The organism is Candidatus Phyllobacterium onerii (assembly GCF_028331445.1).
In the GTDB taxonomy this organism is placed as follows: Bacteria; Pseudomonadota; Alphaproteobacteria; order Rhizobiales; family Rhizobiaceae; genus Phyllobacterium; species Phyllobacterium onerii.
Genome location: NZ_JAQMHX010000001.1, coordinates 227,468 through 251,425 on the forward strand (window position 1 = coordinate 227,468; position 23,958 = coordinate 251,425).

Below are 23,958 nucleotides of genomic sequence, written 5' to 3' on the forward strand. Positions count from 1 at the left end.
AAAGGCTATGACCCTCACGTGAACCCTTGATGACAAGACGAGGCTCAATTCGGACTACCTTCGTTGTAGACCGCCTACTCCTCCGTCATGACGGAGAGGGGGAGCGCTATGACAACTTGCGCGAAACGCCCGGAAACACTATCGCTTTTCAAACACAAAATTTTGGAAGCGCCATGCATAAAGTCGTCATCAGCGGTACGGGCGTTTTCACGCCGGAACAGTCGATCAGCAATGCCGAACTGGTGGAGGCGTTCAACACCTATGCCACGCGGCAGAATGAGCTCTACGCCGACGAGATCACCGCAGGAACACGCGCGCCGATAACCATGTCAGCGGAGGATTTCATCGTCCGCGCGTCCGGTATCGAAAACCGCTATGTCCTCAATAAATCCGGCATCCTCGATCCGGAGATCATGCACCCGGTCCTGCCCGAGCGCGCAGACGAGGATCTGTCTGTCATGGCACAGATCGCCGTACATGCCGCCAGTCTTGCCCTCGCCAAAGCCGGGCGGGATGTGTCGGACGTCGATGCGGTGATCTGCGCCGCTTCCAATCACGAACGCCCCTATCCGGCCATTGCCATCGAGGTGCAGCAGGCGCTGGGCATAGAAGGCTTCGGCTTTGACATGAATGTCGCCTGCTCGTCGGCCACCTTCGGTATCCAGGCGGCCGCTGACATGATCCGTTCCGGTTCGGCCCGCGCGATCCTCATGGTCAACCCGGAGATTTGCTCGGCGCATCTCGAATGGCGTGACCGCGACTGTCATTTCATCTTTGGCGATGTCTGCACCGCCGTGCTGCTCGAGCGCGATGATCTGGCCACCGCCAAGGACCGCTTCGAGATCGTCTCGACCCGCTGCCTGACGCAGTTCTCCAACAACATCCGCAACAATAATGGCTTCCTGCGCCGCACGCGAGAAGGCCACATGACCGACCGGCGCGACATGCTGTTCAAGCAGGAAGGGCGCAAGGTATTCAAGCAGGTGGTGCCGATCGTCTCCGATCTGATCCTCACCCATCTCGCCGACGAAAACATCGCGCCCGCGCACCTGTCGCGGCTCTGGCTGCACCAGGCCAACAAGGGCATGAATGACCTGATCGGCGTCAAGGTGCTCGGCCGCGAGCCCGAACCGGGCGAGCAGCCCAACATCCTGCAGGACTACGCCAATACATCATCGGCCGGCTCGATCATCGCCTTCTCGAAATATTCCGACGATCTGGCTCCCGGCAGCCTCGGCGTCATCTGCTCGTTCGGCGCGGGGTATTCGGTGGGCAGTGTGATTGTGCGGAAGGTTTAGGAGACAGGGCACGATAGAAACCAGGAGAGATCCTTGATGGCTCTCCTGGTTATCGTTCGTGGTGAAATGCTAAAGGTCAAATACTTGGTGAGTACCCGGGACACCAACGCCCAAAAATTGCACAGTTAAGAAGCCAGTCTGGCCATCGTCGGTTATAGTGTATACTACACTATTGTCGCCAGACGTATTAGCTGCTTGGATGTTGCCAAACCCAATATGCAATTCGCGCAGGTCGATTTTATCACCTTGGTTGTCGGAGAATGCGTTTATCCTGTCACCGTTCAGATCGGCCACGGATGCGTAGAAGAACGTGTCGCGTCCACCCTTTCCATCCATGGTATTTGCCGAGGCATTACCCCAAATGTGGTCATTGAACTCTGTGCCGAACACATTCTCGATGCTATCATATTCATCTCCGAGCGCATCATGGTCACCCTTTCCCGTTTTGAGATTGATCGTAGCGCCGCCATGGTCGCCAGGACTAGCGGAATAGTCGACGGTATCAGTTCCATTTCCGCCAAACATCTTGTTGAACCCGCGGCTGTAGTAGAACGTATCGTTGCCGTCGTCCCCGAAGAGCTTATCGTCGCCGGCCTCGCCATAAATCTTGTCGTCTCCTGCATCGCCGTGAATGGTGTCGACACCGTCGCCGCCATACAGCACATCGTTGCCGCCGCCGCCGTTTATGGTGTCATCACCGCCCATACCGAGAAGCTTGTTGGCGCCGGCATTACCTGTCAGCGTATCGTTGAACTCCGAGCCGACGAGATTTTCGAAGCCCACTAGCAGAGTTCCAACTGACACGTCACCCGTAGCATGACCACCCTGCGCCACGCTGAGCCCTCCAAGGTTATTGAGCGTGACTGTGACACCGGCATCCGAGTTGAGATAGCCGAGCGTGTCATTCACGCCGAGACCGAGTTCGACGAATGTGTCGGCTCCCGCGCCACCCTCAATGTAGTCGTCGGCGAGCGTGCCGGTGATAGTGTCATTGCCTCCCAGCCCCTCGTAGTAATGATCACTGAGAGTTGTAGTAAGAAATGTTTGGGTGTCATTACGACCCGTTCCGATCGTCCCCGTCACGCCGCCTACGCCAAGAATAACTTTATAAGTTTCGGATAATGTTGCCATAATTAAATCCTCCCCGTTGGTGAGAGGGCAAGCGCTGCCCTCTCGGGCTGCGGGGCGGTCAACCATTATGGGGCCTTGAACCCCACAGTCGCAGTATAAGAGTATATACCTATATTTAGTTACATCCAAGTATAATCCTTAATATCTAATGCATAATTCAGAATAACTACCGAAAACATATACTTAGACGCAAGAATTGTTCATTTTTTATTTGGAAAAAGCTAAATTCTGTCCATCAGTGCGTACCAACTCAGCGCCAGAAACAACAGCGGCGCCCTGAAGGTTCGTCCGCCCGGAAAGGCCGGCACTTTCAGCTCCTCCAGCAGTTTCAGCCGGTCACGGTTGCCGGCGATGGTCTCGGCATAAAGCTTGCCGACGAAATTCGACAGCATCACCCCATGCCCCGAGTAGCCGCCCGCCGAGATCACGTTCGGCATGACCTCGCGCACAAAGGGCTGGCGCGGCAGGGTAATGCCCACCGATCCGCCCCAGGCCTGCGTGATTTCGACGTCGGCGAGCGCCGGGTAAATCTCGGCGATCTGGCGGCGGATATGCGTGCTGATGTCAAGCGGGTTGTCCGCCGTATAGGCCTCGCGCCCGCCAAACAGGAGCCGCCCATCTTTCGAGCGGCGGAAATAGCGCACGACGAAGCGGGAATCGTCGACACTCTCGCCGCCCGGCAGCACCGGACTATCGGACCCGAGCGGCACCGTCGCGCCGATGAACGAGCGGATCGGCATCACATGCGAGGCGCTGATGGGTTCGAGATTGCCGCCATAGGCATTGACGGCGATCAGGCACTTCGCCGCCGTCACATTGCCGAAGGGCGTCGTGACAGTCACGCGGCCGTTTTCGGATTTGATCCCGGTTACCTTGCTGTTCTCGTAGAGATGCGCGCCGGCCTGCGCCGCGGCCTTGGCCGTGCCGATCACCAGCTTCATCGGCTGGATATGGCCGGTGCCCTTGTCGTATGTTCCGCCGAGATAGCGCGTCGAACCAAGCCGTTCCGCGGTTTCCGCGGCATCCATGTAGTGGATGTGCGGATAGCCGAAGCGCGTCGCCATCAGTTCCGCGTGCGCCCGATAGTCCTTCAGGTAGCGCTTCTTGTGCACGACGGACATTTGTCCCGGCACATATTCGATGTCTATCTTGTGCGTCTCGGCAAATTGCAGAAGATGGCTTTTCGCCTCTTCGGCAAGATCGAAGAGCGCCTTGGCGCGGGTGAAACCATATTGCGCCTCGAGCTCTTCTGCCCAGGCGCGCTGGCCGGTACCGAGTTGGCCGCCATTGCGCCCCGATGCGCCATCGCCGAAGCGCCAGGCCTCGAGCAAAACCACGTCGACACCCGCCGACGCCAGATGCACGGCGGCGGAGAGGCCGGTAAAGCCGCCGCCAATGATCACGACATCGGCACTGCGCGATCCATCCAGCGCCGGATATTCGATTCGGTCATCGATCGCGGTTTCGTACCAGGAGATGCCGGGGGAAATGGGTGATTGGTAGGGCATGCTCAAACGTTCAGCAGCAAGAACTCGCGTTCCCACGGGCTGATGACCTCCATGAAGGTCTCGAACTCGGCGCGTTTGATTGCGGCGTAGGTGATTGCGAAGGATTCGCCGAGCATGGCCACCAGTTCCCTGTCCTGCTCGAACAGGATTGTCGCCTCGATCAACCCGCGCGGCAATTCGATCAGATTGTCGTTGACCGTCGTGGAGGCAGGCTCGTCCGGCTCGATCTTGTTGTTCATGCCGATCAAGCCGCAGGCGAGCGATGCCGCCAGTGCCAGATATGGGTTGGCATCGGAGGAGGGGATACGGTTTTCGACACGTCGCGCCGCAGGGTCCGAGCGCGGCACGCGAAAGGCCGTGGTACGGTTGTCATAGCCCCATTTGACATTGACGGGCGCGGAGGCCGCCGGTGTCAACCGCCGGTAGGAATTCACGTAAGGCGCAAACATCACGAGCGAAGCCGGGACATGTTTCTGCATGCCGCCAATAAAATGCCGGAACGCCGGGCTTTCCGTGCCATCCGGGTTGGAGAAAACATTGCGCCCGGTTTTCTTGTCGATGATCGACTGGTGGATATGCATCGCGGAACCCGGCTGGCCCTGAATGGGCTTCGCCATGAACGTCGCATACATGTCGTGCTTCAATGCGGCTTCACGAATGGTGCGCTTGAACAGGAACACCTGATCGGCAAGCTCGATCGGATCGCCGTGTCGCAAATTGATTTCCAGCTGCGCCGCGCCTTCCTCATGGATCAGCGTGTCGATCTCGAGGCCCTGACTTTCGGAGAAATGATAGATATCGTCGATGAGTTCGTCGAACTCGTTGACGCCGGCGATTGAATAACCTTGTCCACCACCGATCGCCCTGCCAGAGCGTCCGACAGGCGGGGTCAGGGGATAATCCGGATCGGGGTTTTTCTTGACGAGGTAGAATTCGATTTCCGGCGCGACGACCGCCTTCAGGCCCTTCTTGGCATAAGCGGCCATGACGCGCTTCAACACATTGCGCGGGGTAAATTCCACCGCTTCCCCGTCCTTGTTGACGAGATCACAAATGACCTGCGCCGTCGGATCGCTTTCCCACGGTACTTCCGAGAGCGTGGAAAGATCCGGCATCAGTTTCAGATCGCCATCATCCTCAGGATAGGAAAATCCATGCCCATCTTCCGGATAGGAACCCGAGATCGTCGCCATGAATACGGCGGATGGCAGAGCCAACGAGGTATTGGACGTGAATTTCTTCGACGGCATCATTTTGCCGCGCGCCACACCGGCCTGATCCGGGGTAATGCATTCGATGTCCTCGATATCCCGCCAGGCCAGCCACTCGGAAGCTTCGCGCCAGTTCTTCACGCCGCGCGTGGCTTTGACATAGGCGGGTGTACGCCGCCGCGTTGTCGTCCGTGCGGGTTTTTTCTCGGGAGTTTCGGGAGGCATCAATCACCAGAATGAGTTGCGATGACAAGATGATAGAACAAAATATGACGGGATGGGAGGCGGGGACGAGAAAATTGTCGCTCCACTCGTTTCTAGGGATTATCGGGCGAGATTTATCCCGAGAAGCCGTTTGTACTCGTTTTCGGCTACCCCGTAGAAACCATTGGCCTCGACCATGAGTCCGGTACGATCGACAATGGTTATCTGTCCTCGCTTTGCCCGGATCAACCGTTTGTCTTCCAGTATATGCAAGACTTCCGTCACCCATGGCCGCCGCACTCCAAGCATGACCGACAGGAATTCGTGCGTCAGCACAATATCTGGACCGTGGGTTCGGTCATGCACCATCAGCAGCCAACGAGCCATTCTGGATGAGACGTCCGCCTGACTATTCGCCAATGCGGTCGAGGCTGTCTGGATGACCATGGTTTGGACAAAAAGGAGCAGGTAGTTGCGCAGCGTGGTGCTTGTTTCCATAGCACGTTGAAGATGCACGGTGGCGATACTGTAGCCGAGGCCGGCTATTTGCATGTAGCTGTCGTGCGGCGATTGCATCCCGCCAAGCACGACCGAGGACCCCGTCATCCCCTCGCTGCCGGACACCCCAACTTCGATCTCGCGGCCACTGGGCATTTTTGAGACGATCGAGGCAAGACCCGTTTCAAGAAAGTAAACATCCGTGACCGGCGTTTGTGCTTGCTCGATTATGAGCCTCAGCGGCAACTTTCTTGCCTCAAGGTGGGGAGCCAGCAATTCAAAATCGTTCGCGCGCATATGCCTGAGAAGCTTGTTCTCAAACGCAAATTGTGAAGCTGACATCCTCGTCCCTTCTCGCGGGAACAGAGAATCCTGCGTGATGAAATGCTATAAATATCGAAATAAAAAGATGACACAATGCATTGTCCACCAATGGACAATTGTCGAATCGCCTGTCATTATTTGACCGGGTAGCCGGTTATATTTTCTCTGGATTGTATTATGACACAAATTGTAAAATATATAAAGGATTGCTTTACATCAGAAGACCCGATCGATGCTTTGAATCATTTCTGTGGAGGAAATTAGCCAAAGTTATGGCGCATATTTTCTGAAACGAAAACCTAAAGGGATCACGTGACCATGTTCACACTCTCGGGTGCCATCCGCGGCACTCGAAGTGAAAAAAAACGTGCAGCAGAGGCGAAGTTTGATCGAAGACGATTATCGCGTGTAAGCCTGTCTTGAGCAAATGACCAATCAAAATTAACGCACACAATGTTTTATCAGCTTGAACATATCCCTTTGGTAAAGTTTTATTTCAAAAACGTTTGTCCATTGACAGACAAAATTTGCAGTATATATTTTCTATAGTCTGAAATAACTATTTTATTGATAAATTTGTTTAGCTCTTTCTGGAGGGGAAGACTTGAATGAATAATGTCTACTATTTTGCGGGGGATAACATTCTACCTTTTTGCCAAAAACGCTACGTCGGGCAATCAGGTTCGGATGTTGAAGAGCGCAATCCGAAGTTTTTGGTGTCAGTGCTGACCGAGAGGACGCTGGTTGGGAAGTATGCTCTGCGTAAGGCAAAAAGGCGCGAGCGCATGCATTTGAGGTTTCTGAGATGCCACTAGACACTTTGGCGTCCGTCGCATTTCCCGAGAGTTCGTGCATGGCATAGGGAGGAGAACATGCGTATCCAGAAACCGATGCGTCCAACCGACTACCCAAGCCGGAGCTTCGATTGTCAGATGGCCCTGGGAGCGGAGTTCCGGCGTGCGATCGACATGCTTGCATGTGAGGCAGGAGAAGCAGGATGGTCGACGAATGAAACCACTCGAGCCATTGTCGGCCTTGCTCTTGCCTATGCGGCGGACCAGCATATGGATCGAACACCTGAGTCAACCAAGAACATAAAACGCCTCTTCTTGAACTGAGCAGGTGATTGGGTGGTTTGAAGCGAATTTCCTTCGTTCGCTGTGGGGTCAGACAGCTCCAGTCATCCGGTGCGTGGTTCGATGGCAAATCGAACCACGCACTTTTTGCGACTTGGCCCAAAAACCGCCCGCAATTGCTTGCGAGCGGTTCTGCGCACCGTGCTGGCTCCAGACCGAAGCCAGAGAAGGCCACGGGCGAAATTACTGCCTTGTTACAACAACCGGGATAAGAAGATCGCCCCAGTTGCCGTCGCCGCCATGGTGACGGGCGGAGCGGACCAGTTCCACGGACACGCCGGCGTCAACCGCCTTCATAACGGATTGGTTGAGGCGATGCAGGTCATTGGCGACCATGCGAATGACAGCCTGCTGGTCTGTATTCATGGCCGATGATTGCTCCTCGGCCCGTTCCTTGACGCGTGTCTGCGGTGCCATGATTTTTCTCCTTGGCGTTTTGTTGTTTTACTCTGCAGCCGGACGGAACTGCGCCGTCTCGGTGGATTCCTTCATTGCCGTCGTCGATGACTTGCCGCCGGTGATTGCCAGCGAAACCGCATCGAAATAGCCGGTGCCGACTTCGCGCTGGTGCTTGGTCGCTGTGTAACCATTGGTCTCGGCCGCAAACTCAGCTTCCTGCAGCTCCGAATAGGCCGACATCTGCCGGTCCTTGTAACCGCGGGCGAGTTCGAACATGCCGAAGTTGAGCTGATGGAAGCCGGCCAGCGTGATGAACTGGAACTTATAGCCCATCGCCCCGAGCTCGCGCTGGAACTTGGCAATCGTCGCTTCGTCCAGATGCTTCTTCCAATTGAAGGAAGGCGAGCAATTATAGGCGAGCAGCTTGTTCGGATGCTCCTTGCGCACACCTTCGGCAAAGCGTCTGGCCTGCTCAAGGTCCGGCTTCGAGGTCTCGCACCAGATCATGTCGCAGTGCGGCGCATAGGCGATGGCCCGGGCGATGCAAGGCTCCAGCCCGTTCTTGACCTGATAGAAGCCTTCGGTCGTCCGTCCGGCATCGTAGTCGACAAAGGGCTGATCGCGTTCATCGATGTCCGATGTCAAGAGCTTGGCAGCCTCCGCATCGGTGCGGGCGATGACCAGTGTCGGCGTTCCCATGACGTCGGCAGCGAGCCGCGCGGCGTTGAGGTTGCGAATATGCGCCGCCGTCGGGATCAGGACCTTGCCGCCAAGATGGCCGCACTTCTTTTCGGAAGCGAGCTGGTCTTCGTAATGAACGCCGGCGGCGCCAGCTTCGATGAAGGCCTTCATAATCTCGAAGGCATTCAGCGGTCCGCCAAATCCTGCCTCCGCATCGGCAACGATCGGTGCAAACCAGGTCTCGACAGAAAGGCCCTTGCCCTCCGCAGTCTCGATCTGGTCGGCGCGCTGCAGCGTCTTGTTTATGCGTTTGGCCAGTTCCGGCGCGGCATTCGCCGGGTAGAGCGACTGGTCAGGGTACATGGCTGAAGCTGTGTTTGCGTCTGCAGCCACCTGCCATCCGGAAAGATAGATTGCCTTGAGACCTGCGCGAACCATCTGCATAGCCTGGTTGCCCGAGAGAGCGCCCAGCGCATTGACGAAACCTTCTTCGTGGATGAGCTTCCAGAGCCGGTTGGCACCGTTTTCAGCGAGAGTATGCTTGATCTGAACCGAGCCTCTGAGGCGCTGGACATCGTCAGGTGTATAGGGGCGTTCGATACCGTCATAGCGGCCCTCCGGTGCGTTTGGTACAAGGTTGTAAAAATCAGTCATTATTATCTCCACAAAGAGTTTTATCCCGCCGCAGCCTGTCCGATAGGAGGTTTGACGACCGCGTTGATATGACTAGATTTACATTGCAGCGCGATATGATCCAGAAATATCGCGCGTTTTGATGGTTTTATCGAGTTATGCTGTTGTGTGTTTGACAAATCTGGTTTGTAAATTTGTAAAGTTTGTAATATTCTGATTTGGGTAAATGACGTGTAAAAACTTGTCATAGTGCAGGAGGGTTAGCTGATCATGCGCAAAGATCGCCACTTCTCACCCTCCCCCTTGTGGGGAGGGGCGGAGCGAAGCGACGGGGAGGGGTCTTTCTTGCCACAGTCGAAAAGACCCCTCCCTGCTGCTGCGCAGCCTCCCTCCCCACAAGGGGGAGGGCAAAACTTGGTGCACCTCCATGGCTGAAGGCAAGATATTCGCCGGACCGCGCATCAGGCGTATCCGCAACGAACGCGGTCTGACACAGACCTCGATGGCCGAGGCGTTGGGCATTTCGCCGTCGTATCTCAATCTCATCGAGCGCAATCAGCGGCCGCTCACGGTCCAGCTCCTGCTCAAGCTCTCCTCGACCTACAAGATCGAGCTCGACACGCTGCAGATGGAGACGGGCTCCTCCATGGCCGTGCTCAAGGAAGTGTTTTCCGATCCGCTGCTCAATGGCGAATTGCCGGGCGATCAGGAGCTGATCGAAATCAGCGATGCTGCGCCCAATGCCGCCACTGGCGTCATCAAGCTTTATCGCGCGTACCGGGAATCGCTCGAGCGTCTTTCTGATCTGTCGCAACTTCTGGCGAAGGACGGCCGCGCGCCGTCGCTTGTCGCCACACGCATGCCGCTGAATGAGGTACGCGAAACGCTGGAGCGCCGCGCCAATCATTTTCCCCGCATTGAGGGGGAGGTCGACAGCTTTGCCGGTCTGCTCAAGCCCGGCGATGATCTGCTTGGCGCCCTGAAGGCCTGGCTCAAGGCAGAGCACGGTATAACGGTGCGCATCCTTCCCGTCGCAACCATGCCCAACTGGCGCCGGCGTTATGATCGTCATTCGCAGCGGCTGTTCGTCTCCGAGCGGCTGTCACCCTTCGACCAGTTACGCGAAGTGGCGATGGAGGCTGCTCTCATGCGCATGCAGGTGGTCATTGCCGCCGAAATACAGGATCTGAAGCTCTCCTCGGATGAAGCGCGGCGCATCGCCCGTTTCGAGTTCGGCCGCTACGCGGCGCATGCACTCATGATGCCGTATCAGGCTTTCCAGAGTGCCGCTGTCCGCGCTCGCTATGACATTGACGTCCTCCGTTCGCGCTTCCATGTCTCGTTCGAACAGGCAGCCAACCGCCTGACGACACTCACCGGCAGACAAGACATTCCATTCTTCATGCTGGAGGTCGATCACGCCGGAAACCGCTTCCGCCGCGCCGGGGCGCAAGGGTTTCCGCAGTCCCGTTTCGGCGGCGAGTGCCCGAAGCTGCCTGTCTATGCCGCCTTCGCTCAACCCGGCCAGATCCTCGTCGAGGCTGTGGAGATGCCCGATGGCACCGAGTTCATGACCATTGCCCGCACATTGGAGGGGCCGCAAGGCGCCTTCAACGAACGGCCGCGCCGCACCGCCATCCTGCTTGGCTGCGACATCGAATTTGCTGACCAGACGGTCTATGGCAGCGCCATCGGCAACCACAGCATCAGTGCCCCACCACTTGGAAAATTCGTCGGCTCAACGCCCGTCGGCCCGGCCTGCCGCCTGTGCGAGCGCTCGGCCTGCCTCTCCCGGGCCGAACCACCCGTGACGCGGCCAGTGGGACTGGACGAGATGGTGACTGGGCTCAGCGCATTCGATTTTCAGTAGGGCGAGATTCTCCCTACGGGAAACAGAACTGTGTTTATTTGATCGGAAATGCGCCAGAGGCTGTTGAGATTCGCGCTATGACGCGACGAAAATGGTGGGTTTCGAGCACCGGAGCGGAGCGTACTTTAGGGTACGTGAGCACCGGAGCACAGAAAAGTGCCATTTGCAGGCCGTCAGAGTGTGAATGCCTAGCCTGGAGGGCCGGTATACCCGACCGCGTTGGGCCCGCCGTTCATCTCCCGAAGCTTGACGATGTAATGCTGCGGACGCAGCAAATGGCCGGGTGCTTTATATCCCATGGACCGCGCGATCTCGCCCACGAAGGCATTGCAGTTGAACGTCGTTGCTTGCCAGAAGCGCGACCTGGCTTGCAGTTTGCGTATGTAGGCGACGACTTTATTGTACTCGGCTTCGTTCAAGGTGACGCGCCAGGTTGCCGACCTGTACCTGTCGTCCGTATCACCGTCGCTCTCGCCGGTCTCGGCTGGAACGGGTATGTAATGGCCAAGAATATAGGGAACCACGCTGTTCGTAGCCGGGTGGAGGCCGGCAACTTCGCGATCAACTATATTGCCCGCCTTATCCAGACGCCCGAACATCACATAGGTGTGGCCGTAGGTAAGGGCATAGCGCGAGCGAAATTCGATATAATAACGCCCGTTTTTTTGCTCGGGCTGGGCTGCTGTCGCGGAGGTCACCTGAACGGCCGCCGCGTTATCGCCGGTACCGGCTACGGAACCCGACTTGCTCGCATCACTCGTTTGGCATCCCGCCACTGCGAGCCCAAGCGCGATCACAGATAACAGACGAACACTCATGAGCGTCATCCCATCCCAGAATTCATCAAAACGCAATCCCCAAGCCCGGCCATACCCGCTATAAACCACCGGGGGCCGCACAGCCGCCTGTTAGGCCGGCATTTTGCGAATCACATGATGCTGGAAGGGTCGGGCGACCCTTCCATTTTTTTGACGAAACTTCTTATTTATAAACTGGTGCTGCTGCGGGCTCTTCAGCGACTGGCGGCGGAGCTTTCCCCTTACCTATCGTCCCACACGCGCTTAGGCTTGCAATGGTTAGAGTGGCTACTACAGCGAATAGAATCCTGCTCATCAGATTTCCTTTCCCTCAAAGGCGAGTAGGTGACCGACGGTAGAGTACTACCAATGGTAGAGTAGCACAAATCATTGTGATGACTAGAGCTTGGTAAGGTAAACGCACAACAAGTGTGTCCAGTTTGCAACAGGGGCAGCCCAGCGGGATATTCAGATGATCAACACCGGCGTTCCCAAGGGCGTATTGTCGTAGAGATGGAGGATGTCCTCGTTCGTCAGGCGAATGCACCCGTTCGACACGGCTTGTCCGATCAGCCAAGGTTCATTTGTGCCGTGCAGACGAAAATAGGTGTCGCGTCCGCCGCGATAGAGATAAAGCGCCCGCGCACCAAGCGGGTTGTTTGGCCCGCCTGGGACCCCGCCGGCATATTGGGCAAGTCGCGGCTTGCGCTTGATCATGCTTGCGGTGGGCATCCACGATGGCCATTCCTCTTTGCGCTCGATCGTCGCTCTGCCCTTGAGCGTCAGTCCCTCCTCGCCGACGGCGATACCGTAGCGCGTGGCCGACCCGCCATCCTGGACTGCATAGAGGAAACGCTCATAGGTGTTGACGACGAGCGTCCCGGGCGCCTCGCTGCCTTGATACGCCACCTCCTGCCGTCTCAGACGGGGATCCATGCCCTGAGGTATGGCAAAGGCAGACGAAATGGGTGACATTGCCTGGCGCATCCCGGACCCGCATCCGGAGGTCAGCATTGCCAGCCCGCCAAGCATCAGCCCCCGGCGCGTAACTTTTCCATTGATCATTTGTTGCCCCAACCAGTCGACACATTACGGCCACCCTAACATCGCAGCAGTTGATGGCCAAGTCTCACGCATCGCAGCGATAGACTATGAACAACAACCTGGAATATCTGCGGCTCACGCGCTATTGAAAAAGCCGAAGCTGAAAAGGCACTATTAGAGCTGAACACCTGTGCCGGTGCCGTTAAACCGACAATCAACAGTCGTTTTCCAGACTTAACCTTTGCCACAGGCTTGGCATTGTCGGTGCATGAGTATCTCCGCCGTGCCCCTGCCGCCCGTCGCCGGGCCAGACCCTGCCAAGACCTCTTCGGAGGCTGCGATCGGCTGTCTGCTGGTGGCGGGCGCCGCGATCGCCTGGAGCACCGGCGGCGCGCTCACGCGCTTCGTCGAAGCCAATGACAACTGGACGATCGTCTTCTGGCGCTCCGTCTTCGCCGCTCTGTTTCTCCTTTGCTTCATGCTGGTGCGCGACGGGCCGCGCGGCACATGGCGGCTTTTTCAACATATGGGGCTGGCCGGCCTCGGCGTCGCAATTTGCTTCGCCATCGCCTCATCCTGCTTCATCATCGCGTTGTCCTATACGACGGTCGCCAATGTGCTCCTGCTGCAGGCGGGCGTACCGTTGTTCGCGGCTTTGATCTCGTGGATATTGTTCCGCGAGCGCATCAGTTCCGCCACATGGATCGCTATTGCCGTGGTCATTGCCGGCGTCGCCATCATGGTCTCGGATTCGCTCGATGGGGAGGTTTCGCCCATCGGCGATATGCTGGCGCTGTTGATCGCCATCTCGTTCGCCATCGCCACTGTCATCACCCGTCGCAAGGCGCATCTGCGCATGACGCCGGCGGTTTTTCTCGGCGTGGTCATTGCTGCCTGCGTGGCATCGACGATGGCCGGCCAGTTCAGCACGAGCGTGCGGGATTTCGGCCTGCTCTTTGCACTCGGCGCGGTCAATCTCGGTCTCGGCCTCGCATTCTTCGTCAGCGGCGCCCGGCTCATTCCCTCGGCGCTGGCCGCGCTGATCGGCACTCTCGAACCAGTGCTCGGCCCCGTCTGGGTCTGGCTCCTGCACAACGAGGTCCCGGCTCCGCGCACCATCATCGGCGGCGCCGTCATTCTCGCCGCGCTTCTCATGCATCTCGGCTGGGAATATCGGCGTCAAAAGCGCGTGGCGGCGGTCGTCCGCTAGTCGCAATTCTCCACACGACCACTGCGCTGCATCATTGAAAATTTCGCACTTGCGCAATTTTCAATGAAAGTGTTGCCTGAAGCCAGTTGACGAACCCTTCGCAATCTAAAAAGGTAGGGCTAATCACGGGAACCTCGGCACAATTCAAAGTATTAGTGCCAGCATCATGGAGAACTAAATGGGTATCAAAACCGCTCTGTTGACGGCCACTCTCGCGCTCGGAATTTCCAGTTCCGCTTGGGCGGCGGACCGCGTCGTCAATATCTACAACTGGTCTGACTATATCGATCCGGCGATCCTTGAAGAATTCACCAAGGAGACCGGCATCAAGGTCGTCTACGATACCTTCGACTCCAATGAGATTCTTGAAACCAAGCTTCTCGCCGGCGGTACCGGTTATGACGTGGTGGTCCCCACCGCCAACTTCCTGCAGCGCCAGATTGCGGCGGGTGTGTTCCAGAAGCTCGACAAATCCAAGCTTCCGAATCTTTCCAACACGTGGGATATGATCAACGAGCGCATCGCCACCTACGATCCCGGCAACGAGTATTCGGTTGACTACATGTGGGGTACGACAGGTATCGGCTATAATGTTGACAAGATGAAAGCCATTCTCGGCTCAGACGAGAAGCCGACATGGGACGTGCTGTTCAAGCCTGAAGTGGCGGCGAAATTCAAGGATTGCGGTATTCACATCCTTGATTCGGCCTCCGACGTCATGCCTTCTGCCCTTGCCTATCTCGGTCTCAACCCCGACAGCAAGGATCCGGATGAATTGGCCAAGGCGGGCGCGCTGCTTGAGTCAATCCGCCCTTATGTCCGCAAGTTCCATTCTTCCGAATATATCAACGCCCTTGCCAATGGTGATATCTGCCTCGCGCTCGGCTATTCTGGCGATATACTCCAGGCCAAGACACGCGCCGAAGAAGCCAAGGCCGGAGTCAATGTAGCCTATGCAATTCCGGCTGCGGGTGCCCAGATGTGGTTTGACCTGATGGCGATCCCCGCCGATGCGCCCCACGTTGCGGAAGCGCACGAATTCATCAACTACATGCTCAAGCCGGATGTTGCGGCAAAGGCCTCGAATTTCGTGTCCTATGCCAACGGCAACAAGGCGTCTCAAGCGGTGATGGACAAGGCGGTCCTCGAGAATCCGGAAGTGTATCCGGATGAAGCGACGCTCAAGAAGCTGTTCACCGTCACGCCTTACGATACGAAAATTCAGCGCGTGGTGACGCGGCTCTGGACGAAGGTGGTCACAGGGCAGTAAATCCTGCAAAGACCCCGGCAGCCGATGCCGGGGTCTTTTTAAATCTAAGAACAGAAAAGTCCGGGGCAAATCATGAAATCATTGGGAAGTTTCCGCCGCACATTCGCACCTTGGAACGATCCTGCAGCGAAGCCCTTTATCGCCATCGAAAACGTCACCAAGAAGTTCGGTGATTTCGCGGCCGTCAATGATTTGTCCCTCAACATCTATAATCGTGAATTTTTTGCGCTGCTCGGTGCTTCCGGTTGTGGCAAGTCGACCCTCTTGCGCATGCTTGCCGGCTTCGAAGAGCCTACCGCCGGGCGCATTCTCATCGACGGTCAGGATATGCGCGGCATTCCGCCCTACAAGCGCCCGGTCAACATGATGTTCCAGTCCTATGCCCTTTTTCCGCACATGACGGTCGAAGGTAACATCGCTTTTGGTCTGAAGCAGGAGGGCATGCCCAAGGGCGATATCGAGGCGCGTGTCGCCGAAATGCTCAAGCTTGTGAAGCTCGAGCGGTTCGCCAAGCGCAAGCCGCACCAGCTCTCCGGCGGTCAGCGCCAGCGCGTGGCGCTGGCGCGTTGCGTTGCAAAGCGTCCGAAGGTTTTGCTGCTCGACGAGCCACTTGGTGCGCTCGACAAGAAACTGCGCGAGGAAACGCAGTTTGAGCTCATGGACCTGCAGATGAAACTTGGCCTGACATTCGTTGTCGTTACACACGATCAGGAAGAAGCGATGACCATGGCCGACCGCATCGCCGTCATGGACAAGGGCAAGGTCATGCAGGTGGCAACGCCGGCGGAAGTCTATGAAGCCCCAAACTCGAAGTTCGTCGCCGACTTCATCGGCAATGTAAACATGTTCGAAGGTACCGCCGCCGCAGTCGCCAATGGCAAGATCGACATTGCTGTCGCACCTGAAAACCTGACGATCCGCACCGATGCCGCTTCGAAAAGCTGCACTGTCGGCCAGCCGGTTGGGTTTGCCATCAGGCCGGAGAAAATCAGGGTCAGCCGCAAGCAGCCCGCCGATCCGTCAATCAATTCCGCGCACGGGGAGCTTTATGACATCGCCTACTTCGGCGACATGACGGTCTTCCATGTGAAGCTTGAAAGCGGCCGGATCATCAAGGCTGCGAGCCTCAACGCTGTGCGCACGGTCGAAGACCCGCTCGGCTATGACGATATGGTCTGGGTCAATTTCGATGCCGATGCCGGTATCGTTCTGACCGCTTGAGAAGGGGCGATATCATGCAGAACTTGATATCCTCCATCGCAAGCCGGCTGGTCATAGCCGTTCCTTATCTATGGCTACTGATTTTCTTTCTCATCCCCTTCGTCATCGTCTTCAAGATATCGCTTTCGGAAGTCGCGATGGCCATCCCGCCCTATACGCCGGTGTTCAACCTCTCGGCCGGCTGGCAAGCCTTTGCGGATAATTTCTCCCAGTTTTCATGGGACAACTACATTTGGCTGTTGGAAGACCCGCTTTATTACAAAGCCTATATCTCCAGCGTGATCATCGCCGCGGTTTCGACCGTTCTGACGCTTATCGTCGGCTATCCCATCGCCTACGGCATGGCGCGCGCGCCCGCGACGATCCGGCCAACACTGCTGATGCTGGTCATCCTGCCGTTCTGGACCAGTTTCCTGATTCGCGTCTATGCGTGGATAGGCATCTTGAAGCCCGAGGGCCTGCTCAACCAGTTCCTGATGTGGGCGCATGTGATCGACACACCACTCAACATCCTCAACACCAATACAGCCGTCTTTATCGGTATCGTTTATTCCTACCTGCCATTTCTGGTTCTGCCGATTTATTCGGCGCTGGAAAAGATGGACTACTCACTGGTCGAAGCAGCTGAGGATCTTGGCTGTCCGCCCATACTCGCCTTCTGGAAAATCACCTTTCGTCTGTCGATGCCGGGCGTCATAGCCGGGTGTTTCCTGGTTTTCATTCCTGCGGTTGGTGAATTCGTCATTCCTGACCTCCTCGGCGGATCGCAGACCCTGATGATTGGCAAGACGCTGTGGAACGAGTTCTTCTCCAACCGCGATTGGCCGGTTTCCTCCGCCGTCGCTGTTATCCTTCTGCTGTTGCTGGTCGTGCCGATCGTTCTGTTCCAGCGTGCGGAAGCACGGGCCCAGGAAAGCGAGAAATAAAATGAACACCACCTGGTCCCGCTTCAACATTGCCTCCCTGGTTTTCGGTTTCGCCTTCCTTTATTTGCCGATCGTCCTTCTGGTCGTCTTTTCGTTCAACGAATCCCGGCTCGTCACCGTGTGGGCAGGGTTCTCGACCAAATGGTACGTGTCCCTGTTTCACAACCAGAGCTTCATCGATGCGGCTTGGGTGACGATCCGCGTCGGGCTGGTCTCGGCCACCGTCGCGACGATTCTTGGAACACTCGGTGCCTTGGCTATGACCCGCTATACGCGCTTTCGCGGGCGCTTGCTGTTTTCAGCAATGATCTACGCACCGCTGGTCATGCCGGAAGTCATCACGGGATTGTCGATGCTTCTGCTCTTCGTTGCCATCGGCTTCGACCGCGGCCTGTGGACCATGATCCTCGCGCATATCACGTTTTCCATGTGCTTTGTCGCCGTCGTCGTGCAGTCGCGACTGGTGACATTCGACCGCTCGCTGGAAGAAGCGGCAATGGACCTTGGGGCAACGCCGGTCACGACCTTCTTCAAGGTAACGCTGCCGGTGATCCTCCCGGCGGTGGTCTCTGGCTGGATGCTTGCCTTCACCCTTTCGTTGGACGATCTGGTCATTTCCAGCTTCACCTCAGGGCCGGGCGCGACCACGCTGCCAATGCGCATCTACTCGCAGGTCCGGCTTGGCGTGACGCCGGAAATCAACGCCGCTTGTACCATCCTGATTGCCATCGTCGCAGTCGGAGTGATCATTGCTTCGATCGCCAACAAGCGCCGCGAGGTTCAGAAGGCACGCGACGAACAGGCCGCTGCACGGAACTGACAACCCTGGACAACTTCCGAGCCTGAGATAGCGCCTCGAATGCAACTCTGCGTTCGTTGTTGCGCGCTTCAAACCAAGCAATAGATGAGAAATGGCGCTCACGCGCTAACGGTTTGACGGCAAAGCAGCAACACCGGGGCCAGCGGTGTATCGGGGAAGACAGGCTCCCCCGACTGCGGCAAGAGCCTTGCCTCAAACTTGGAGGTGAAACTAGTGCGGTACATGCCGTTTAGCGTAACCCTCATCTTGAAGAAGACCCGGACGAGCTGGTTCATAACCGTCCGGGTTCAATTCTTCAGATAAGGAACGGAGGGTGGGCGAGAGCTCATCCTCTGCTCCAAGACATCATACCATGTTCCGAACAGTTGCCAAGCATCATACCCAAGCGACTTTCGTCTACTGGGAAATGATCGGGGAGATAAATGGGTTGTCCCAGGAACCCCCTATGAAAAAGCGTGTGTGATTGACTGTCGGTGCCGGTTTGGGTGCATCCGGCGTGGCGTCTGCCGCAGGTGCAGAAGCAGAAACTGGGGCCGCGAAGTCACCTGTGAGCGCCAGGCTTTTACCGATCAGCGTCACGATACCGGCAAAACTCAGCGTGCCGGACTTGGTTTGGATTTGCGCCGTTTCCAGTGCCGCCACGCCATCCATGATATTCGCCTTGGCCTCGAATTTGTCGAAGGCCAGCCAGGCATCTGTCTTTTCGTTGAGGCTGAAGAAACGGTCCGTCTTGGCCTTGCTCAGGAGGCCATTGAAGTCCAGGCTGCGAATCTGCCCGCTACCGAAGCGCATGGACAGCGTTCCCTTGGCATTGCCGAGCGCTGTTGACCAACGCGATATCGGACCCTTCAAGACAAGGGACATCGTTCCCTTGCCAAGTTGAAAGCGATCGCCAAATCCAAGCAGGGAGGCAATGGAAGCACTGTTCACATCGGTGCCGTTGAGACGCAATTCACCCGTCGTTGCGCCATCCCCCTCATCCGCAAGCTGAAAACTGGCGGCAACAGAACCATCGAACGCCGAGGCCTCGCCGATGTCGAACATGGCGCGCCCATTGCGGATTTGGGCCGTTGCCGCGACCTTCGAGAGATCGATCGTCCCGATGGTCGCTTTCTGTGTGGAGACACGCAGGTCGAGATTGAGCAGCTTCAGGAAACCACTGTCGATCACCGCGTCAGCGTTCGTGGAACCATCCGGCAAGGGCATGAAACCTGAGAACACCGAATGAATGTCGAGCGTTTCGAAGGCGAGCGTGCCGGTAACGCTGGGTATTCCCTGATTAAGCACGACTTCGATGACACCCTTGGCGGGGTTGTCGTTCAATGTTGCCGTCAGCCCGTCCAGCTTCATGCGCGTAGCGGAACCTGAGACGGATGCATCCAGTGCGAAACTGCCGATGGGCGCGCCGGGAATTGTCGCCATTCTCGACCATTCAAGCGTGCGTCTCAGGGATGGCGAGGTCAGTGAAAGCGTGCCTTCGAAGAACTGGCCCTTGGAGACATTGGCCGATCCGTTGAATGACAGCGTCAAGGGCGTCGAGCTGAGATTGACCTGCAGAGGGCTGGTGCCTCCAGCCAGAAGCAACAACGCCCGCGTCGCAGAACTGTCGATCTCCGTTTCTTCGCCGTGCCAGATGGCCTTGCCCTGGAAACTGGCAACACCCGAAGTCTGCGGCCAGTCGAAAACGCCGCTGATACTTGAGATCTGTTCTTCGGCACCGTTGATTGGCCGCTTGAAGGTGACCGTCGCGTCTTCGAGCCGCACGCGCCCGAACGGTTGCGACGATACGGTGCTCATATCCGGCTTGGCGGGATTGGCTTCAACAGCAACGCGCGCTTCCCGGACGACATCGCCGATCCGGCCATCACTCTTGGCAAGGGCTTCGCCAATCTCCGACAGGCTTTTGATCGGTTCGTCGATGACGAATTTTGGCCGCACGATTTTGGTTTCGGTGAATTCGATATTGCCCATCAGCGCGGAAAGTAACGACAGATCGACGTCGATGCGCTCCGCCTGCATGAACGGTGCGGCGCCTTCGCTCTGCCACGGATTGCGGATGGTCACATCACCGAGTGAAGCGGCGAAAACGGGGAAAAACGATATCTGTGGCGACTGGCGAGACTCGACGGTATAGCCGGTCCAGTTGCTGATTTCCTGAATGAGCCTCGCCCGGATCAGATCCGTGCTGACAAGGTAGGGCAGGGCCGCCAGAACTCCCACGGCAACGAGAGCCAACATCAAGACCGTGGCGAGAAGGTTCCTTGGCCTGTACCAGGACATGAGCGTTTCCGATTTCAGTCCCTTCAGCTGCATGCTGTAAGGATTTTTGCATTGCCTTCCACGGTTTAGCGATCATGTGGGGCAATTCAAGCCGGTATAGACCTTTTGCGATCGATTTGTTGGAAATGACCCGTTTGTGAATTGGCCGTCTATTCAGCAAGAACACGCGTGGAAGGAAATGTTATCTCGACCATTGTCCCGCGACCGGGATTGGAGTCGATCGTGAAATTGGCGCGGTTTGCTTCAGCCATTGCCTTGGTCAACGGCAGGCCAAGGCCGGTGCCATCGCTGCGAGAATGCTTCGGCGTGGTGATCTGCTTGTAGGGCCGCAGGGCCTGTTCGACCTCCTGTCGCGTCATGCCGATTCCCGTGTCGCGCACGCGCAGAAGCACATCGCCGCTGGCCTCATAACTCGTAGAAACGATGACCTGGCCGCCGGGCCCCGTAAATCGGATGGCATTTGACAAGAGGTTCAACGCGATCTGGGTGATCGAACGATGGTCTGCGACAATGTCGGGCAGCCGTGATGTCAGGCTGGAGCGGATGATGACACGCTCGCGGTTCGCCTGCGGCTGCATGATCGCGACGGCTTCCGTCAGCGCTTCGTTGAGAGACACCGCCTCGAAATCCATCTCGACCGCACCGGCCTCGATCTTCGAAATATCGAGAAGATCGTTGACCAGCGACAGGACATGATTGCCGGAGCGGCTGATATCGTTCAGATAGTCGCGGTAGCGTTCGCTGCCGATGGGGCCGAACTTCTCGTCCGCCATCAATTCGGAAAAGCCGATGATGGCATTGAGCGGTGTGCGGATTTCATGGCTGATGCGTGCCAGAAATTCACTCTTCTGGGCCGACGTGCGTTCGGCCTCCCGCCGGGCGCTGACCAACTCTTCCTCGGCGCGCTTCCAGTGGGTGATGTCGCGAAGGACAACACAATATCCCTTGGAGGCGTCCAGCTTGCCTATCGTCATGAACAGGGGGATGAAGCGGCCTTGGGCTTCACGGCCGATCACCTCGCGCCCGTCATTGAGCAGACTGGCGACGCCATTTTCCGAAAGGCCGCTCAGATAATCCATCGCCGCGCGCTGGCTTTCGATGGCGAAGAGCATGGAGAAGGCTTTGCCGGTCAATTCCTCCGGCTCGTAGCCGAAGAGCGCAGCGGCGGAATGGTTGACGGAGCGGATCGAACCGGCTGAATCGAGCAGGATCACGCCGTCCGTCGCCGTATCGAGAATAGCGCTGAGCTCATCGATGCGTGTCTGCAGGATCTGGCGTTCGCTCACCTCGAAATGGTCGGCAGCCGGGGCTTGCGGCGACAACGCAAGCAGCAGCGCCCGCTCGCCATTCTCGGTTGCTTCGTCCCAGCGGACCGCCTGCAGGTGCGCTTGCACCCGCATCACCGAACCATCGCTGCGCCGCAGGTTCATGCCAGCCTCGTCGTCATCGCCGCTATCGCCAGTTTCATCGGCAAAGAGGATGCTCAAGCCGCCCGCATCGTTGATCGCTTCGGCAGACGCATACAATATGCTCTCCAGCAGGGCGGGATTTGCATAGAGTATCTGGCCCTGGCGGTGAATCAGGACCGGCAAGGGCAGGGCTGCTAGAATGGACGTGTCGACACCCTGCCGAGCCTGTTCGCGAATGTTTACCGCAAAATCCTCAGGCCGGGAGAGCTCGTCCCTGCTATCGCCATCCGCAACGGCATAGCCCGGACCGACCACTTCCGCGTCCGGAACCTTGGGCTTCGTCGTTGAAGCGGGAGCTGCGACAGGCGCGGGTTCTGCGTCGCTATTGCTCTTCGGGCCGTCACCCAGCACTTCACGGCGCAGCCTTTCGGCAATTTCGCGAAATGCATTGCGTTCGGCATCGTTGAGCCGGCCGTCGTCGCGCGAGGGCCGCTGCGTCTTGAGCGGAATGATGTTGTCTGCCGTATCCGGTGTGATCTCCAGCGCGGGTTTTTCCCCGTTGAACACGTCGACGGCGGCATTTCGCCCCTCGGTACCTCCGTCGTTCAATGTCTTGCCGTCGGCTTTCGGATCGGCTGTGACGTCGCCCATGCGGGCTACGCCAAACCCCCGAAAACCCAGGAATGCCCGGTCGCGCGAATAGATCGGCAGCGCAGCAAGCTCGATCGGTACGCGCAGGTCGGTGCCTTGGATGGGCCATAGCACCGTCCGTCCCGACCATGTGTCGCGGCGCTCGAGAAGCGCGGCGATTTCCTCGTTGTCGTCGAACCCATGGGTCGCAGCCACCGTCCGGAAGGATTTGCCGATGATAGACGCCGATTGCGGTCCGACAGCGGCCGAGAATTCTGGTGATATCTCGCTGAAATTCGCCTGCGCGTCGACCTTCCAGACAAAGCGCACCGGCGCCTCGGATGGTGCGTACTGGAATACGCCCGAGGGTATCTTAGTGTCTTTAAATGATGGCTCGAGCGCAAGGGAAGCCTGAGGTTCTTCCCTCGTCGCAGCCAATGTGTGGTCTGTAACCTGCGCATCGGCAATGGGCGCCTCGGGCACAACGTCAAGTTCGGGCTGCGGGTCGTCAACCGCTACGCTCTCGCTTGTCTGCGCGTCCACAATCTCCGGCTCGATCGCAAACAGCAGATGCATTGCGGGACTGTCCGTCAGTCTCGCAATACCGGTGGGTACAGCGCCCTTGGCTGTCTGTACCGGGCGCTTGACCAAACGGTCGCGCTCGAGCCGCACCTCCCGTACGAGATCGCCGAGGATCTTGTCATTGAGTTCGAGCCTGGCAAACTGTTGCGATGCGGCGATCACGCCGCCATTCGCATCGATCATCGCCGCATGCGTTGTCCGGTCGCCAAAGCCCTTGATTGCCAATGCTGCGATCTGCTTCCCGGAACTTGCCCGATCAGCATTGGCGATGGAGAGAAGAATAGCCTGTTCGCCGCGCGGCAGTGTCAGATCGCTCGCCTGGAATGTCAGGATGTGACTGGAAAGCCCGAAGGCAACGCGCAACGAAACAGTGCGTCCATGACCGATGGCCGGAAAACCATCCAGCGCCATGAGCTGCCGCCGTGCCTGTATGCCGAGCACTGCTCCGCCACCGAGTATCTCGTCGATCGACGCATAGCCAAGCATCGACGCACCCTGGCCATTGGCCCAGATGACGTTCTGCAGATCCTGCGATATCACGACGAGCGCATCACCATTGGCAAAGTGCTCGCGGATCTCGTCGAGGACGGCGATGTCGATGAATGGATAAGTTCCAGACGCCATATGTTGACCAGCATGCTCCGATCGAACAGTCGCATCCTCGCGATGTTCTTAAGACTTTGTTAATAATGATCCAGCCGTCACTCGTCCACTCGCAGCCCTCTATCTTACATGTCTTTCTCTTGGTTTAGTTAACTTCCGTAGCGGTAATACAACCGTCCACATAATAATTTCGATTTAGTCTCACGCGCTCGATTGTGCACTGCAAAATAAATGTTGCAACGCACCATATTTTCAATTATATAGGGGTCATGA

At 57.3% G+C, this 23,958-nt stretch carries 19 protein-coding genes; 8 read left to right on the top strand and 11 right to left on the bottom strand.

The features are described 5' to 3' along the window. The first annotated feature begins 173 nt into the window (after positions 1–173). Positions 174–1,298: a beta-ketoacyl-ACP synthase III gene (locus PHA01_RS01120; RefSeq protein WP_271892788.1), complete on the top strand. Its 1,125-nt coding sequence runs from the start codon at positions 174–176 to the stop codon at positions 1,296–1,298. 69 nt (positions 1,299–1,367) lie between these two features. Here the strand turns inward: PHA01_RS01120 and PHA01_RS01125 are convergent, their stop codons facing one another. The 4 genes from PHA01_RS01125 to PHA01_RS01140 all read right to left on the bottom strand — a co-directional run bounded on the left by PHA01_RS01125 (position 1,368) and on the right by PHA01_RS01140 (position 6,192). After that, positions 1,368–2,429, bottom strand: coding sequence for a calcium-binding protein (locus PHA01_RS01125; RefSeq protein WP_271892789.1), 1,062 nt, complete (start codon positions 2,427–2,429; stop codon positions 1,368–1,370). Between the two features lie 221 nt (positions 2,430–2,650). Next, positions 2,651–3,937, bottom strand: coding sequence for an NAD(P)/FAD-dependent oxidoreductase (locus PHA01_RS01130; RefSeq protein WP_271893898.1), 1,287 nt, complete (start codon positions 3,935–3,937; stop codon positions 2,651–2,653). A 2-nt stretch (positions 3,938–3,939) separates the two neighbouring features. Further along, the gene (locus PHA01_RS01135) at positions 3,940–5,373 is read right to left on the bottom strand and encodes a glutamine synthetase family protein (protein ID WP_271892790.1); all 1,434 of its coding nucleotides are present in this window, start codon (positions 5,371–5,373) and stop codon (positions 3,940–3,942) included. A gap of 99 nt (positions 5,374–5,472) precedes the next feature. Continuing rightward, positions 5,473–6,192 (bottom strand): Crp/Fnr family transcriptional regulator, encoded by a 720-nt coding sequence (locus PHA01_RS01140; RefSeq protein WP_271892791.1) that lies wholly within the window; start codon positions 6,190–6,192, stop codon positions 5,473–5,475. An 854-nt stretch (positions 6,193–7,046) separates the two neighbouring features. On the opposite strand from PHA01_RS01140, the gene PHA01_RS01145 reads away from it, so the two are divergent. Beyond that, positions 7,047–7,292: a hypothetical protein gene (locus tag PHA01_RS01145; protein ID WP_271892792.1), complete on the top strand. Its 246-nt coding sequence runs from the start codon at positions 7,047–7,049 to the stop codon at positions 7,290–7,292. A 201-nt stretch (positions 7,293–7,493) separates the two neighbouring features. On the opposite strand, the gene PHA01_RS01150 is transcribed toward PHA01_RS01145, so the two are convergent. Beyond that, entirely contained in the window at positions 7,494–7,727 is a 234-nt protein-coding gene (locus tag PHA01_RS01150) for an SMc00767 family acetate metabolism repressor (RefSeq protein WP_100000043.1), read from the bottom strand. Between the two features lie 27 nt (positions 7,728–7,754). Further along, positions 7,755–9,044: an isocitrate lyase gene (gene aceA / locus PHA01_RS01155; RefSeq protein ID WP_271892793.1), complete on the bottom strand. Its 1,290-nt coding sequence runs from the start codon at positions 9,042–9,044 to the stop codon at positions 7,755–7,757. Positions 9,045–9,450: 406 nt separating this feature from the next. Between aceA and PHA01_RS01160 the strand changes: the two genes are divergently transcribed. Then, on the top strand, positions 9,451–10,893 hold the full coding sequence (locus tag PHA01_RS01160; protein WP_271892794.1) for a helix-turn-helix domain-containing protein: 1,443 nt from the start codon (positions 9,451–9,453) through the stop codon (positions 10,891–10,893). 188 nt (positions 10,894–11,081) lie between these two features. Here the strand turns inward: PHA01_RS01160 and PHA01_RS01165 are convergent, their stop codons facing one another. From PHA01_RS01165 to PHA01_RS01175, 3 genes are all read right to left on the bottom strand, one after another. After that, positions 11,082–11,720 carry a hypothetical protein gene (locus PHA01_RS01165; RefSeq protein WP_271892795.1) on the bottom strand — a complete coding sequence of 213 codons (639 nt, stop codon included), beginning with the start codon at positions 11,718–11,720 and terminating at the stop codon, positions 11,082–11,084. A gap of 154 nt (positions 11,721–11,874) precedes the next feature. Continuing rightward, a complete protein-coding gene (locus PHA01_RS01170; RefSeq protein WP_271892796.1) occupies positions 11,875–12,006 on the bottom strand; it encodes a lipoprotein in 132 nt (43 codons plus the stop codon). Positions 12,007–12,158: 152 nt separating this feature from the next. After that, positions 12,159–12,755: a L,D-transpeptidase gene (locus tag PHA01_RS01175; RefSeq protein WP_271892797.1), complete on the bottom strand. Its 597-nt coding sequence runs from the start codon at positions 12,753–12,755 to the stop codon at positions 12,159–12,161. Positions 12,756–13,002: 247 nt separating this feature from the next. On the opposite strand from PHA01_RS01175, the gene PHA01_RS01180 reads away from it, so the two are divergent. The 5 genes from PHA01_RS01180 (at position 13,003) to PHA01_RS01200 (ending at position 18,181) form a co-directional block, all read left to right on the top strand. After that, complete coding sequence (locus tag PHA01_RS01180; protein ID WP_271892798.1) at positions 13,003–13,944, top strand: DMT family transporter; 942 nt, start codon at positions 13,003–13,005, stop codon at positions 13,942–13,944. 178 nt (positions 13,945–14,122) lie between these two features. Continuing rightward, entirely contained in the window at positions 14,123–15,214 is a 1,092-nt protein-coding gene (locus tag PHA01_RS01185) for a polyamine ABC transporter substrate-binding protein (protein ID WP_271892799.1), read from the top strand. A gap of 72 nt (positions 15,215–15,286) precedes the next feature. Continuing rightward, a complete protein-coding gene (locus PHA01_RS01190; RefSeq protein ID WP_271892800.1) occupies positions 15,287–16,435 on the top strand; it encodes an ABC transporter ATP-binding protein in 1,149 nt (382 codons plus the stop codon). Between the two features lie 14 nt (positions 16,436–16,449). Continuing rightward, positions 16,450–17,361: an ABC transporter permease subunit gene (locus PHA01_RS01195; RefSeq protein WP_271892801.1), complete on the top strand. Its 912-nt coding sequence runs from the start codon at positions 16,450–16,452 to the stop codon at positions 17,359–17,361. 1 nt (position 17,362) lies between these two features. Then, positions 17,363–18,181 carry an ABC transporter permease gene (locus tag PHA01_RS01200; protein ID WP_112526061.1) on the top strand — a complete coding sequence of 273 codons (819 nt, stop codon included), beginning with the start codon at positions 17,363–17,365 and terminating at the stop codon, positions 18,179–18,181. 396 nt (positions 18,182–18,577) lie between these two features. On the opposite strand, the gene PHA01_RS01205 is transcribed toward PHA01_RS01200, so the two are convergent. Together PHA01_RS01205 and PHA01_RS01210 are read right to left on the bottom strand one after the other, a co-directional pair. Continuing rightward, the gene (locus PHA01_RS01205) at positions 18,578–20,461 is read right to left on the bottom strand and encodes an AsmA family protein (protein WP_271892802.1); all 1,884 of its coding nucleotides are present in this window, start codon (positions 20,459–20,461) and stop codon (positions 18,578–18,580) included. Between the two features lie 149 nt (positions 20,462–20,610). Beyond that, positions 20,611–23,706, bottom strand: coding sequence for a PAS domain S-box protein (locus PHA01_RS01210; RefSeq protein WP_271892803.1), 3,096 nt, complete (start codon positions 23,704–23,706; stop codon positions 20,611–20,613). Between the last annotated feature and the right edge of the window lie 252 nt (positions 23,707–23,958).